The 13,460-nt window shown below is 38.5% G+C and carries 13 protein-coding genes and 2 other annotated features; all 13 genes read right to left on the reverse strand.

The features are described 5' to 3' along the window. Window positions 1-87: 87 nt before the first annotated feature. A complete protein-coding gene (gene trpA / locus V7014_RS16390; RefSeq protein WP_335508510.1) occupies window positions 88-879 on the reverse strand; it encodes a tryptophan synthase subunit alpha in 792 nt (263 codons plus the stop codon). Next, window positions 876-2,075, reverse strand: a complete 1,200-nt coding sequence (gene trpB, locus V7014_RS16395) for a tryptophan synthase subunit beta (RefSeq protein WP_335508511.1) — start codon at window positions 2,073-2,075, stop codon at window positions 876-878. The genes trpA and trpB overlap by 4 nt, the downstream gene beginning before the upstream one ends. Next, the gene (locus V7014_RS16400) at window positions 2,072-2,689 is read right to left on the reverse strand and encodes a phosphoribosylanthranilate isomerase (protein ID WP_335508512.1); all 618 of its coding nucleotides are present in this window, start codon (window positions 2,687-2,689) and stop codon (window positions 2,072-2,074) included. Before V7014_RS16400 ends, trpB begins: the two co-directional genes overlap by 4 nt. Further along, the gene (trpC, locus tag V7014_RS16405) at window positions 2,686-3,468 is read right to left on the reverse strand and encodes an indole-3-glycerol phosphate synthase TrpC (RefSeq protein WP_335508513.1); all 783 of its coding nucleotides are present in this window, start codon (window positions 3,466-3,468) and stop codon (window positions 2,686-2,688) included. The genes V7014_RS16400 and trpC overlap by 4 nt, the downstream gene beginning before the upstream one ends. After that, window positions 3,465-4,487 (reverse strand): anthranilate phosphoribosyltransferase, encoded by a 1,023-nt coding sequence (gene trpD, locus V7014_RS16410; RefSeq protein WP_335508514.1) that lies wholly within the window; start codon window positions 4,485-4,487, stop codon window positions 3,465-3,467. The genes trpC and trpD overlap by 4 nt, the downstream gene beginning before the upstream one ends. Before the next feature lie 54 nt (window positions 4,488-4,541). Continuing rightward, window positions 4,542-5,111, reverse strand: a complete 570-nt coding sequence (locus V7014_RS16415; RefSeq protein WP_335508515.1) for an anthranilate synthase component II — start codon at window positions 5,109-5,111, stop codon at window positions 4,542-4,544. Further along, window positions 5,108-6,499 (reverse strand): anthranilate synthase component I, encoded by a 1,392-nt coding sequence (gene trpE, locus V7014_RS16420; protein ID WP_335508516.1) that lies wholly within the window; start codon window positions 6,497-6,499, stop codon window positions 5,108-5,110. Before trpE ends, V7014_RS16415 begins: the two co-directional genes overlap by 4 nt. Window positions 6,500-6,556: 57 nt before the next feature. Beyond that, window positions 6,557-6,799 (reverse strand) — a binding site (T-box leader). A 42-nt stretch (window positions 6,800-6,841) separates the two neighbouring features. Continuing rightward, window positions 6,842-7,102 (reverse strand) — a binding site (T-box leader). A gap of 110 nt (window positions 7,103-7,212) precedes the next feature. Beyond that, a complete protein-coding gene (gene nuoN, locus V7014_RS16425) occupies window positions 7,213-8,736 on the reverse strand; it encodes an NADH-quinone oxidoreductase subunit NuoN (RefSeq protein ID WP_335508517.1) in 1,524 nt (507 codons plus the stop codon). Between the two features lie 6 nt (window positions 8,737-8,742). Then, a complete protein-coding gene (locus tag V7014_RS16430) occupies window positions 8,743-10,260 on the reverse strand; it encodes an NADH-quinone oxidoreductase subunit M (RefSeq protein WP_335508518.1) in 1,518 nt (505 codons plus the stop codon). Further along, window positions 10,261-12,123 (reverse strand): NADH-quinone oxidoreductase subunit L, encoded by a 1,863-nt coding sequence (nuoL, locus tag V7014_RS16435; protein ID WP_335508519.1) that lies wholly within the window; start codon window positions 12,121-12,123, stop codon window positions 10,261-10,263. It lies immediately after the preceding gene. A gap of 85 nt (window positions 12,124-12,208) precedes the next feature. Continuing rightward, on the reverse strand, window positions 12,209-12,523 hold the full coding sequence (gene nuoK / locus V7014_RS16440) for an NADH-quinone oxidoreductase subunit NuoK (RefSeq protein ID WP_335508520.1): 315 nt from the start codon (window positions 12,521-12,523) through the stop codon (window positions 12,209-12,211). Then, a complete protein-coding gene (locus V7014_RS16445; protein WP_335508521.1) occupies window positions 12,523-13,041 on the reverse strand; it encodes an NADH-quinone oxidoreductase subunit J in 519 nt (172 codons plus the stop codon). Before V7014_RS16445 ends, nuoK begins: the two co-directional genes overlap by 1 nt. Beyond that, window positions 13,038-13,457: an NADH-quinone oxidoreductase subunit NuoI gene (nuoI, locus tag V7014_RS16450; RefSeq protein WP_335508522.1), complete on the reverse strand. Its 420-nt coding sequence runs from the start codon at window positions 13,455-13,457 to the stop codon at window positions 13,038-13,040. The genes V7014_RS16445 and nuoI overlap by 4 nt, the downstream gene beginning before the upstream one ends. Window positions 13,458-13,460: the final 3 nt, after the last annotated feature.

Genomic DNA, 13,460 nt, shown 5'->3' on the forward strand with positions numbered 1-13,460 from the left:
AGCTAGACACCGTACAAAAATTATATAATTTCTTATCTCTAAAAAAAGAGAGAGACCACAAAATTAGTCTCCCCTCATCCAATATTTCTATTTAGTTGCAGAATAATTATTTGCTGATTGAATTAACGAGATTATGTCTTCTTCATTTCCATTATGAAGGTCACTTACAATTTGGCTACCTACTATTACACCATCACAAACTTCACTCATTGTCTTCACGTGTTCTGGCGTCGAAATACCAAACCCAGCAAAAACCGGAACAGAACTTACTTTTTTCAATGCTTGCATATAAGATGTCACCTGATTCTCGAATTCACGACGTACTCCCGTTACCCCTTTAACTGTAACTGCATATAAAAATCCTTCAGCTCCATTCGAGATGGCTTCTAAACGCTCAGGTGGACTTGTAAGAGTTGCTAAACGAATGAGCGCAATATTATGTTTCTGTAAGTATGGTTTAATTTCATGCTCTTCCTCTAACGGTACATCAGGAATAATACATGCATCAATACCAATGGCTGCGCATTGTTCTGCGAAATAATCCAAACCAACCGCCATTAGAGGATTTAAATACGTCATGAATAATAAAGGAATCGAAACGGTTTCTCGCACCTTTTCTAAAGTTTCTAAAATGCCTCGAATTGTTGTTCCTTCTTGTAACGCTCTTGTACCTGCCGCTTGAATCACTGGTCCGTCCGCTGCTGGGTCAGAGAATGGAATACCAATTTCAATCATCGTTGCACCCGCATTTTGCAAAAACTCCAAACGAGGTATAAGTTGATCAAGACCTCCATCACCCGCCATAATATATGGCACAAAACATTTATTCCCTCGATTTAAGACCGTTTGAATTGCATCTTCTAAATGCTGTCTACTCATTGATTCTCTCCCCCTAAATGAACTTGCAGTGCCTCTACATCTTTATCCCCTCTGCCTGATAAGCATATAACAAGTGTTTCTTCCGGCTTCATTTCCTTTGCTAATTTCAACGCATACGCTACAGCATGAGAACTTTCTAATGCCGGTATAATTCCTTCTATCCTACATAGAATTTGCAATGCTTCTAATGCTTCATCATCGGTAATTGAAGTATAAGTTACTCGTCCACTATCCTTTAAGTAACAATGTTCAGGACCAATACCTGGATAATCCAGTCCAGCTGAAATAGAATGGGCTTCCGTTACTTGACCGAAATCATCTTGTAATAGATACATTTTAGCGCCATGTAACACCCCTACTCTTCCTTTTGTTAAAGAGGCAGCATGAAATTCAGTCTCTAAACCCTTCCCTGCTGCTTCTACACCAAATAGACGAACACTTTCATCTTCTATAAATGGATAGAACATCCCCATTGCATTCGAACCGCCACCTATACAAGCAACAACAGCATCTGGTAAAGCACCTTCATGCTCAAGAATTTGTGCTTTTGTTTCCTTTCCAATCACACTTTGGAAATCACGCACTATTTGCGGGAAAGGATGCTGACCAAGTACAGACCCAATTAAATAATGTGTATCATCAACATGAGCAACCCAATAGCGCAACGCTTCATTACAAGCATCTTTTAATGTAGAACTGCCTTGATTTACGCTAACTACTTTTGCCCCTAGTAATTCCATGCGATACACATTAAGCTTTTGTCGCTTCACATCTTCAGCACCCATGAAAACCGTACATTCTAATCCTAAAAGAGCACATACTGTTGCTGTAGCTACACCATGTTGACCGGCACCTGTTTCAGCCACAACCTTTGTTTTCCCCATTCGCTTTGTAAGCAATGCTTGCCCGATTGTGTTATTAATTTTATGAGCACCAGTATGATTCAAATCTTCACGTTTTAAATAAATTTTGGGCCCACCCGCCAATTTCGTTAAACCTTCTGCATAATAAAGAGGTGTTTCACGTCCAACATATTGCTTCAAATAATAGTTGAGCTCTTTTTGAAATTCTTCATCTTGCATCGCTTTTTTATATTCTTTCTCTAATTGAATAGTAGCCTCCATTAAAGTTTCTGGAATAAAACGGCCTCCGTATATACCATAGCGACCTTCTGCGTTCGGTAATGTATACGTCAATGTATCTCCACTCCTTTTACTACTTGTATGAATTGTTTTATTTTCGCTCGATCTTTCTTTCCATTTGTTTCAACACCACTTGAAACATCCACCATATACGGTCGAACCGTTTCAATCGCTTTCCTAACATTCTCTACTGTTAAGCCACCTGCCAAAATGACTCGATGATTATTTAAAGATACCGATTGTAGCAATTGCCAATCAAATGTCTCTCCATTGCCGCCATGATATTGCTGGCCTTTTGGACTATCCACTAACAGATAAGGTACTTCGTATTGCTCTGCTTGCACTACATCCTCTTCTTTTCCAATACCAACTGCTTTAATGACTGGTAGATGATAAACTTTACATGCTTCTTTGCTTTCTTCTCCATGAAGTTGAATGATCGTTAAGCCACAAGTAGCAGCAATTTGTTCAATAACTTCGGGTTCTTCATTTACGAAAACGCCTACCTTTTCAACATGCCCCGGCAATCTCGCTATAATCTCCTTTGCCTTCTGGGGTGTAATTCGGCGACGGCTAGGAGCAAATACAAAACCGATTGCATCAGCTCCCATTTCCGCTGCGTACAACGCCGTCTCAACATCGGTTAAGCCACAAATTTTCACTTTCATAAAGTTGATTCCGTTTCTTGCAAAGATAATTCAGCCATCGTTTTCGCTATATTCGACGACTTCATTAACGTTTCACCTACTAAAATTCCATTAGCACCCACCTGTTTTACTACTCGCACATCTTCACGTGTCACAATACCACTTTCACTAATCAACAATTGATTGGTTAATAGTGAACTCTGTGCCATTTTTTCTGTATTTGCCAAGCTCACTTCAAAAGTCGAAAGATTTCGATTATTAACCCCAATAACCTCTGCACCTATTTCTACCGCTCGTTGTAACTCTTCTTCATCATGAACTTCCACCAATACTTCTAACCCTTGTTGCTTTGCTTCCATATATAGCGCTTGGAGCTTTGCTTGAGACAATGCAGCCACAATTAGTAAAATCACATCCGCACCAACGGATTTAGCTTTCTTAATTTGAATAGGATCAATAATAAAATCTTTACATAAGATTGGAATATTTACAGCTTCACGTACAGCTTCTAAATCAGCAAAACGACCTTTAAAGAATGGCTCATCTGTTAATACTGAAATAGCTGCTGCACCAGCACGTTCATATTGCTTCGCTTGTTCAACTGGATTAACATTTTCATGCAAGGCACCTTTCGATGGTGAGTGACGCTTAATTTCAGCAATGATGCCAATAGGAGCTTTCTTTTTAATAGAAGCTTTTAAAGAAAGCGGTGTTCTCGATACATCCGGAATGCTCTCTTGCTTCAATCTCTCAACTTCCTTTTTCTTCTCATCTAGAATACGTTGTAGTATAGAATTCATCTCATTACCTCCAGCTTTTGGCTTTTTTCAATTAGTGATTGTAACGTAGCGTACGCACGCCCAGAATCGACGCTTTCTTTGGCAATCTCTACGCCTTCCTTAACGGTTGCTGCTTTAGCCCCAGCATAAATACCTAGCCCTGCGTTTAATAAGACCGCATCTCGATGCGCACCTTGTTTACCCTTCAGAACATTTAGCAATATATCAGCATTATCTCGAGCATCTCCACCTTTGATTTCATCATTAGAGGCAGATTGCAGCCCAGCTTCTTCCGCTGTAAAAATAAGATTGCTAATTTGACCATTCTCTAAAACAGCTACATGATTTTCTCCTTGCAATGATGCTTCATCCATGAAGCCCGCACCATTTACAACCACAGCTCGTTTACGCCCAAGCCTTCTTAGTACATCTGCAAACAACGTTACATATTTTCTCTCATATAAACCTAATAATTGATACTCCAGCTCCACCGGGTTCGTTAACGGGCCAATTAAATTAAAAATCGTTGGAATCTTTAATTCTCTTCGCACTTTCATAATGCGTTTCACATGAGGGTGCACATGTGGAGCATATAAAAACGTAATGCCGATTTCCTGTAATAATTCTTCAGAATAACTAGCAGGGAGTTCTAGATTCACACCAAGGATTTCAAGAACATCTGCACTTCCAGTCTTACTGCTCACGCTTCGATTTCCATGCTTCGCTACTTTAATACCTGCACCTGCAATAACAAAAGCAGACGTTGTACTAATATTGAAGCTTTGCGAACCGTCTCCTCCTGTTCCACAATTATCCATTACGCCAGGGTACTGGTTTGCAAAAGGTAATGCATGTTGGCGAAGCACTTCTACTAGCCCTGTGATTTCATCCGGAGTCTCACCTTTTGCCTTCAAAGCAATCAAGAATCCCGCCATCTCACTATCTGATATATCTTCACAGAACAATGCTGCTGCAACATCCTTCATTTCTTCCTGCGATAACGACTCTTTATTAATAAGCATTTGTAAATATTGCTTCATTGCTTATCCTCCTCTTCTCATCTCAACTTTCTCTACTCATTTCACCGTTTCAACTTAGCAACCAGCCAGTTGAAGAAAACTCCTAATCATAATCGAACCATCCTTTGTTCCGATTGATTCAGGATGAAATTGAATACCTACCACTGGATATTCTTTATGTGCAATGGACATTAACTCACCGTCACTTGTCGCTTCAATCGATAAACAATCTGGTAATGATGAACGATCAACAGCTAAAGAATGATAACGCATCACTTCAACATCCTGTGGCAATCCTGCAAATACACCTATGCCGCTATGTGAAACTGCTGACATCTTCCCATGCATAATTTTTTTTGCTGATATGATTTTCGCTCCAAATGCCGCTCCAATGGATTGATGACCTAAACATATGCCAAGAATCGGAATACTGCTGTATAATCTTTCAATTACCTCCATACAAATACCGGCATCTTCTGGTCGCCCAGGTCCAGGAGATAAAATGATAGCCTCTGGTTTCATTTCTTCTACTTCATCAACGGTTATTCGATCATTTCGTATAACTACTATATCTGAATAATACTCACCAATTTGTTGATACAAGTTATACGTAAAGGAATCATAATTATCAATTAGTAAAATCATATTTCCACCTCCATCAATGCTCTCGCCTTATTAAATACCTCCTGATATTCCATCTCTGGATCGGAATCATAGACGATACCAGCTCCTGTTTGAATATGGGCTCTGCCATCTTTCACAACCATTGTTCGAATCGCTAACGCGAAATCAAAGCTACCATGTACTGAAAAATAACCAACAGCTCCTGCGTAAACATTACGCTTCACCGTTTCTAGTTCATTAATAATGCTCATAGCTCTGATCTTCGGTGCTCCTGATACCGTTCCAGCTGGTAAACAAGATGCCAATACATCTGCATTCGATACACTTGAAAGCTTCTTACCAGTTACTTCTGAAACGATATGCATGACACGTTTGTATTTTTCAATCAACATGTACTTCGTTAGAGTAACAGTTCCAATTTCACAAACTCGCCCAAGATCATTTCGCCCTAAATCAACCAACATACGATGCTCCGCTAATTCCTTCTCATCTTGGAGTAACTCAATCTCTAACTGTTGATCTTCTTCCGCTGTCACACCTCGTTTTCTCGTACCTGCAATTGGATTTGTGATGACATTTACTCCATCCCCTTTTAATAAACTTTCAGGAGATGAACCTACGATTTGATAATCGCTAAATTCAATATAGAACATATAAGGAGAAGGATTATGTCTTCTCAAGCTACGATAAAATTGAAAGGAATCTCCCGAGAAATCTGCTGAGAAACGTTGAGATAGTACCACTTGAAAAATCTCACCTTTCACAATTTCCTCCTTTGCTTTCAGTACTAAATCTTGAAAATGTTGCTTCGTCATATTCGATTGAAAGTCAATTTTCTTCTTTTCATGCTGCGAAGTGGTGACTTCCGCCGGTCCTTGTTCGATCATTGACTTGATACTATTTGCTCGCTTTGTAAATGCTTCTTCTTCGTCTTCTTCTCCTAACATTACAATCGATATTTGCTGATTAATATGGTCATAAACAATAACTTCACGATAAAACATTAAATGTGCCTCAGGCATTTCCATTTCATCATGCAGCATTGGACCAATATCTTCATACTGTCTAATCAAGTCATACCCTACGAAACCTACCGCTCCTCCAAGGAAAGGAAATGGCATGTTTTTCTCAACTTCAGTAGGAAGATATTCTTTCATCGCATCTAGGAATCGCCCCGAACGCTCTTCGATATTTCCGTCAGGCGTTAGTTCAACCAAATGATCTCCATTTGCTTTAAGCTCCATAAATGGAGTACTACCAATAAATGAAAATCGGCCATGCTGTTCATGTTTCAATGAACTTTCCAACAGAAATTTCTTACTACCAGTCAAACTTTGAAAAATACCAATCGGCGTATAAATATCGCCTTCCATTTGAATTCGAAACAACTTTTTCTTTGCCGTCTTCACATTTAACACCCCATTTATTTATAGTGCATAAAAAAAATCCCCTACAAGCCGTAGCTTGTAGAGGACGATTAGTAACCGTGGTGCCACCTCTGTTAAAGGAAAAAAAAACTTCCTTTCACTTTTTTCAGATACAATAATATATCCTATCCCTTTAACGGTGGAAGCCGTGCACGCCTACTAGTTATTTCAACGTGCCTCTCGTAAGCCCATTCAATCTACTCTTGCATATCGGCTCTCACCATCCCCGACTCTCTGTAATGCTCCGAAATTAGATTTACTCTTCTTACTCAACGATTATTGTTATTTGATTTTTTCCTAAAAATACAAAAAGGGCTCCCATCCATAAAGGACGAGAAACCCGTGGTGCCACCTTTTTAGCTGTAATTACAGCCACTCATATCAGTATCAGAGCTACACTACATGCCCTTAATACCTGTCTCTTGTAACGATGAGACTGTTCGCCAAAGCCTACACTTTCATAAATTAAAATTTCGGTTTGGTAGCTCAGAAGTCCATTCGCTATAACCCTCACACTGATTTTCACCAACCATCAGCTCTCTAAAGTGATTTGTTACAGTTACTACTCTTCATCAACGCTCAATTCATTAACTTTAATTGTCAATTATATTATCACGTTCAAAATCGATTGTAAAGATGTATTTTCCATTTCTTTTCAAAAAAATTAGATAAATAGGCACCTAAATTCTGACCTCTTATTGTAAAAAGTCTTCGAAATCACCGAAATTACCATATAAAAAGTCTAACGCAGTATTTGGAGCGATTCCTAATCCAATCGTTCCGATTACACAGACAATCAAAACAATCCATATACTTACAGGTAATTTGATTTTAGCCATTTCCGATTGATTTTCAATTGGGCGGAAAAATATTTGAACCATTATACCAAAATAATAAAAATACGATATAACAGTTGTTCCAACTAAAATCGAAGCCAATACATAATGACTTGGATCGACTGCGAAAGTCCCCATGAAAATATTAAGTTTAGCTACGAATCCCGCTGTACCAGGAATACCTGCCATCGATAATATAAAGATGCCCATTGTGATTGCAAGTATCGGTGCTCGTTTATACAATCCAGCAAAAACGGCAATCTCATCCGAGCCTGTTCGGTCAGAAATATATTGAATGACCGCAAAAGCTCCTAAACTCATAAATAAGTAAGCTACTAAATAAAACCATACTGTACTAGGTGTAAAATATCCAAATGTCGCAACCGCTACTAACAAATACCCTGCATGTGCGATACTAGAATAAGCAAGAAGACGCTTCATATTCTTTTGCTTTATTGCAATAACATTACCGACAATCATGGTAATACCTGCCAAACAACTAATAAATATCCGATTCTTTTCAATAAATCCTAAGGCACCAATTTCATCACCTGACATATTCATATACAGGTAAATGATCAGGCGTAAAATGATAATAAAACCAGCTGTTTTCGAAAGTGTACTTAAAAAGGCTGTAACGGGTGTTGGTGCGCCTTGATACACATCTGGTGCCCACATATGGAAAGGTGCCGCTGCAATTTTGAAAGACAAACCTACTAACACCATGAAGAAAGCAATACCATATAGATATAGATATTGATTTTCCAACGTTTGTGACATAATTAAACCCATTTCTTTCATGTTGGTCGTACCGGTTAATCCATAAAGATAACTCATTCCAAACAAGGTTATCGCAGTAGAAATACCACCATTAATAACATACTTCATCGCAGACTCGTTACTCTGTAAGTGATCCCTGCGGATTCCTGCTAAAATATAAGATGAAATGGACAGTAATTCTAGACCAACAAACATCGTAATGAGATCACCACTAGATGTCATTACCATGGCTCCTAATAAGGCGGCCATAAATAAATAGTAAAATTCTCCCCTTGTTTCCTTCATTCCTTCTGCAGGCTTATAACTCTCCGCTAATAAAAGGACTAAACCTGCACCAACCAATAAAATGAATTTAAACGCTTTGGCGAAAGAATCGAGTCTAAATGTATCGTATAAAATTGAAGTTGTTTCTATTGGAATCAAACCAATTAGAGCGAAAATAGCAAGTAATACACCACTGATCGCTACCCAACCGAGTGGTCTTCGACTTGCATTCGATGGCATGAACAAATCAATGATGCATAGTAAAGTCGCAACACCAAGGATGATGAATTCCGGCATCATGACTCCCCAATTATAGGAAAGAAGCGTCTCTAAATCCATGGTTCATCATCCCCCTATCCCTAACAAAGTTTTCATTGTTTCATCAAGAGGTTCTGCTAAGATGGTCGGATAGACGCCGATTAATACAATTAAGCTCATTAACACTAATACCGGTGCCCACTCAAGCGAATGAATATCAGCTAATTTTTTGTTTGCTGCCCCTCGCGTATCACCATATGTAACTGCCAGAACCGCTCTTAATACATAAGCCGCTGTAATAATTAACCCAATTGCCCCAATTGCTCCGAGGATTGGCTCTTCTTTAAACAAACCAAGAAACGCCATAAATTCACTAATAAATCCAGACATACCTGGCAAACCAAGGGATGCCATTCCCCCTGCCAATAAAAACCCTGCTGTAATCGGCATACTTTTAGCAAGTCCACCAATATCATAAATCTGTGACGTTTTTACACGCTCATACAACAAACCAACTAAGAAAAACAGTAGCGCTGCTATTAATCCATGGGAAACCACTTGAAAAATCGCACCTTGAATTCCTGCTTCATTTAACGTCCCTAATCCGATTAAAACAATTCCCATATGCGAAATGGAAGAATAGGCTAGCACCATTTTGAAATCTCTCTGAATAAGCGCTAAAAAAGCACCATATAAAAGATTTACGATCCCGAGAAGAACCATATAAATTGCTAGCTCATTAAATTGTTCTGAGAAGATTCCCATTCCGATACGAATTAAACCATATGCACCTATTTTCAATAGAACGCCAGCATGAAGCATAACAATCGCTGGCGGTGCTTGTACGTGCACACGAAGCATCCAAGTATGCAATGGAAAAATTGGAAGCTTCACACCAAATCCAACAATCAAAGCGATTAAAAGCCCATACTTTAATTCAGGACTAATATTAGCTACCAGCGAAACGCCGCCCTGCGTAATAATTTGTTGTAGAACTTCTATGTTACTCGTCCCTGTTTTTGCAAACAAAATCATAATTACAATAAGCAGCACCGCAGATCCTAAGCCATTATAAAGAAGAAAACTATAAGCAGCCTTCTCTCGTTCGACATAACCCCATTTACCGATTAAGAAGAACATTGGAACTAATGTAATTTCAAGGAACAAGAAGAATAAAATTAAATTCTCAGCTGTAAATACACCAAGCATACCGATTTCTAGTAGGAAGAATAACAGAAAATACCCTTTCCATTCTTTCTTAATATAATGCGCAGCAATAGCTGATAACGTCGCCAGAATAGAAGTGAGTACTAACATAACAAGAGAAAATCCGTCAATTCCCAGTTCAAAATCTACTGCAAATAAATTCGGATCTAACTTATCAAAGTTCCCAAAGTTAAACCATTTCCAGCTGACATTGTATATGTCAAGATCAGCGCCTGAACGATCCTTCATGAACAGAAACAAACTCAACAATAAAGCTGGTAATGTCGCAAGGATACCTATAACCTTAATAAGCTGTTCCTGCTGCTTGCTAACAAATAACAACAATAAAACACCTAATAACGGGGAGAAAACCAACAAAGGTAAGATCCATGTACTCATCTATAAAATCCCCCCTGTTATTGCATAGATTACGAGAATTATAGCAAGCCCTACTATAACAACAGCTCCATACTGCTGTACTTGCCCTGACTGAAATTTTGAACCGATTTTCCCCAACATTACAATTGTACTAGCTACAAGTTTCATCAATCCTTCTATCAAAAACTTATCAACGAAAGACAGGAATAAAGATATACCTTTCGTGAACGGGATGATGGAATAGCTATACAGTTCATCAATATAGTACTTATTGTATAAAACGCTATAAGCCGTCGATCCTTCTCCACCAAATACATCACGACTAACACTCTTCTTAACGTAAATTAAATACGCCAGTAATATCCCACTGAACGATATTACTGTTGCAGCAATCATGATCCAAGGTGGACCTTCAATATGACTGCTCCCTAGTGCTGCATTTCCTTCAACGAGCCAATCGCCTAGAAATGGTCCAAACCATGGTGTATTTACATAACCACTAAATATTGCTAAAGCTCCGAGAATAACGATTGGAAATACCATTAATGTAGGCGATTCATGAATATGATTGGCTTTACCTCTATATTCTCCAGCAAATACTAAGAAGAATAAGCGGAACATATAAAAAGCTGTAAAGAAAGCAACCATTAGAGCGATCGCAAACAATACATAATTACCGTGCGCCCAAGCAGCAATTAGTATCTCATCTTTACTGAAAAAACCTGATAAGAAAGGAACACCCGAGATGGCCATCGTCCCTATTAGAAACAGAACACCTGTGAACTTGAGTCTCTTCCATAAGCCACCCATTTCATCAATGTTTTGAGTGGAAACAGCATGAATAATACTTCCAGCTGCTAAGAAGAGCAATGCTTTAAAGAAAGCATGTGTCATAAGATGAAATACACCTGCTACATAACCTGCTGATCCTAAAGCTAACATCATATAACCGAGCTGGCTCACAGTTGAATAAGCCAGTATTCGCTTAATATCCTTCTGAACAACGCCTATTGTAGCTGCAAATATCGCAGTAATTCCTCCAACTACCGCTACTGTCGTTAATGCTGTTTCACTTGCTGAAAACAGCGGAAACATTGTTGCAACAAGATATACCCCAGCGGCTACCATAGTCGCAGCATGAATTAAAGCAGAAACAGGAGTTGGACCTTCCATCGCATCTGGAAGCCATGAATGAAGAGGAAACTGACCTGATTTCCCCATAGCTCCAATAAAAATGAGAATAGCGGTTAATGTAATCATACTCGCTGAAACAACGCCAGCGCCAACGGCTTCAAAGATCACATCAAACTCAAAGCTACCAACTTCCCAGAATAGAAGCATCATCCCGATAAATAAACCAACATCACCAATTCTTGTCATAATAAATGCTTTCTTAGCAGCTGCTTTCGCTTCTTTCTTATAAAAGTAAAAACCAATTAGCAAGAAAGAACCTAATCCAACCAGCTCCCAAAAAACATATAATTGTAGTAAATTTGGTGAAATAACCAATCCTAACATCGCAAATGTAAATAAACCTAAATATGCATAAAACACAGAAAATCGCTCATCGCCACGCATATATTCTTTCGAATACGTATGAACAAGGAAGCTGACAAGTGACACAATCACCAGCATTAATGCATTTAATTGATTAATTTCAAATCCCGCTGTTAATTGCACATCCCCTATTGTTAGCCAATTGGCTTCGGCCTTATAAGTGGGCTCTGATAATCTTTCAATGAGCACCGACAATGAATAGATCAAAGAACCTAGCGTAAGAGCAATACCTACATAAGCGCTTAATTCTCTTAATCTCTTACCGAATAGAAGAAGGAACAAGAATGAGAATAGCGGGAGTAGCGGTATAATCCAAGCATTCTCCATCGTATAGAATCCCCTTCTTAAACGTGCAAAGGCTCTTTAACTTACACTGTGCACGTCTTTTCTTTTAACATGAGCTTCACACAATCTAATTTTTCATTGAATCTATATCATGTATATTTACTGATTTTTTATTGCGATATAATGCAATCAAAATAGCCAATCCAACAGCTACTTCAGCAGCAGCAACAGATATCGTAAACAAAGAGAAAACTTGACCAGTGATAGATGGAGTAAGCCCAAACTTACTGAAAGCGACTAGATTGATATTAACTGCATTTAACATCACTTCAATACAAAGCAATACTATTACAATATTCTTTTTCGTTAATGCACCATATAGACCTATGCAAAACAGAACAAGGGCTAGCACTAAATACGCAGAAAGAGGAATAGTAGACATTATTTCTCCGCCTCCTCTTTTGAATCTCTTTTTGCTAAGATGACTGCCCCGATTAATGCAACCAATAATAGGACCGAAACTAATTCAAAAGGAATGACATACTTCGAAAAAAGCTCGATCCCTATTTGTTTTGTATTGTTTTCGTGTAAGTTCGATACTTCAACTGGTATATCAAGATTATAAATACCAACATATACAGCTCCTGCAAAACCTGCGATTCCAAGTAAAACAGACCATTTTCGAAGACGGTTTCCCTTCTCTTCTTCTTGATCGTTGTGTTTGGTGAGCATAATACCAAAGAGCATCATAATCGTAATCGCGCCTGAATAAATTAAAATTTGAACCGCTGCTAGAAACTCAGCTGAGAGCAAAATATATAATCCTGCAATACTAATAAATGTAAATACAACCGCCATCACCATATGCACAACTTTCTGTAAATTCAGCAGCAGGATTCCTCCTATTACAGCTACAAGTGCCAACATGATAAAGGCAATCATTTCACCAGAAAGGTTCATGGCTTATTCTCCTTTCTGAGGTTTGTATCATTTTCATCTAACCATTCAAGATTCTTAAATAATTGATCTCTACTAAATTCGGCTAACTCGAAATTATTCGACATAATAATCGCTTCAGTCGGGCAAACCTCCGTGCACAAATCACATAGAATACAAATCTCAAAGTTTATATCAAATGTTTCAATAACCTTCCCCTTCTTCGATGGATCAGGATGCTTACTCCCAAACAACGTAATACAATCTGTCGGACAAATATTTGCACACTGATTACAAACTGTACATTTCTCAGGATAAAACTTCTGAATCCCTCGATAGCGATCAGGTAAAGGTAACGGTTCATTCGGATAATCATAGGTCACTTTTTTCCGTGACAAGTTCTTCAATGTGTATTTTAAACCTTTAGCAAGTCCAAGCATTTT

Source organism: Bacillus sp. JJ722 (assembly GCF_036963345.1).
Classification (GTDB): domain Bacteria; phylum Bacillota; class Bacilli; order Bacillales; family DSM-1321; genus Bacillus_AD.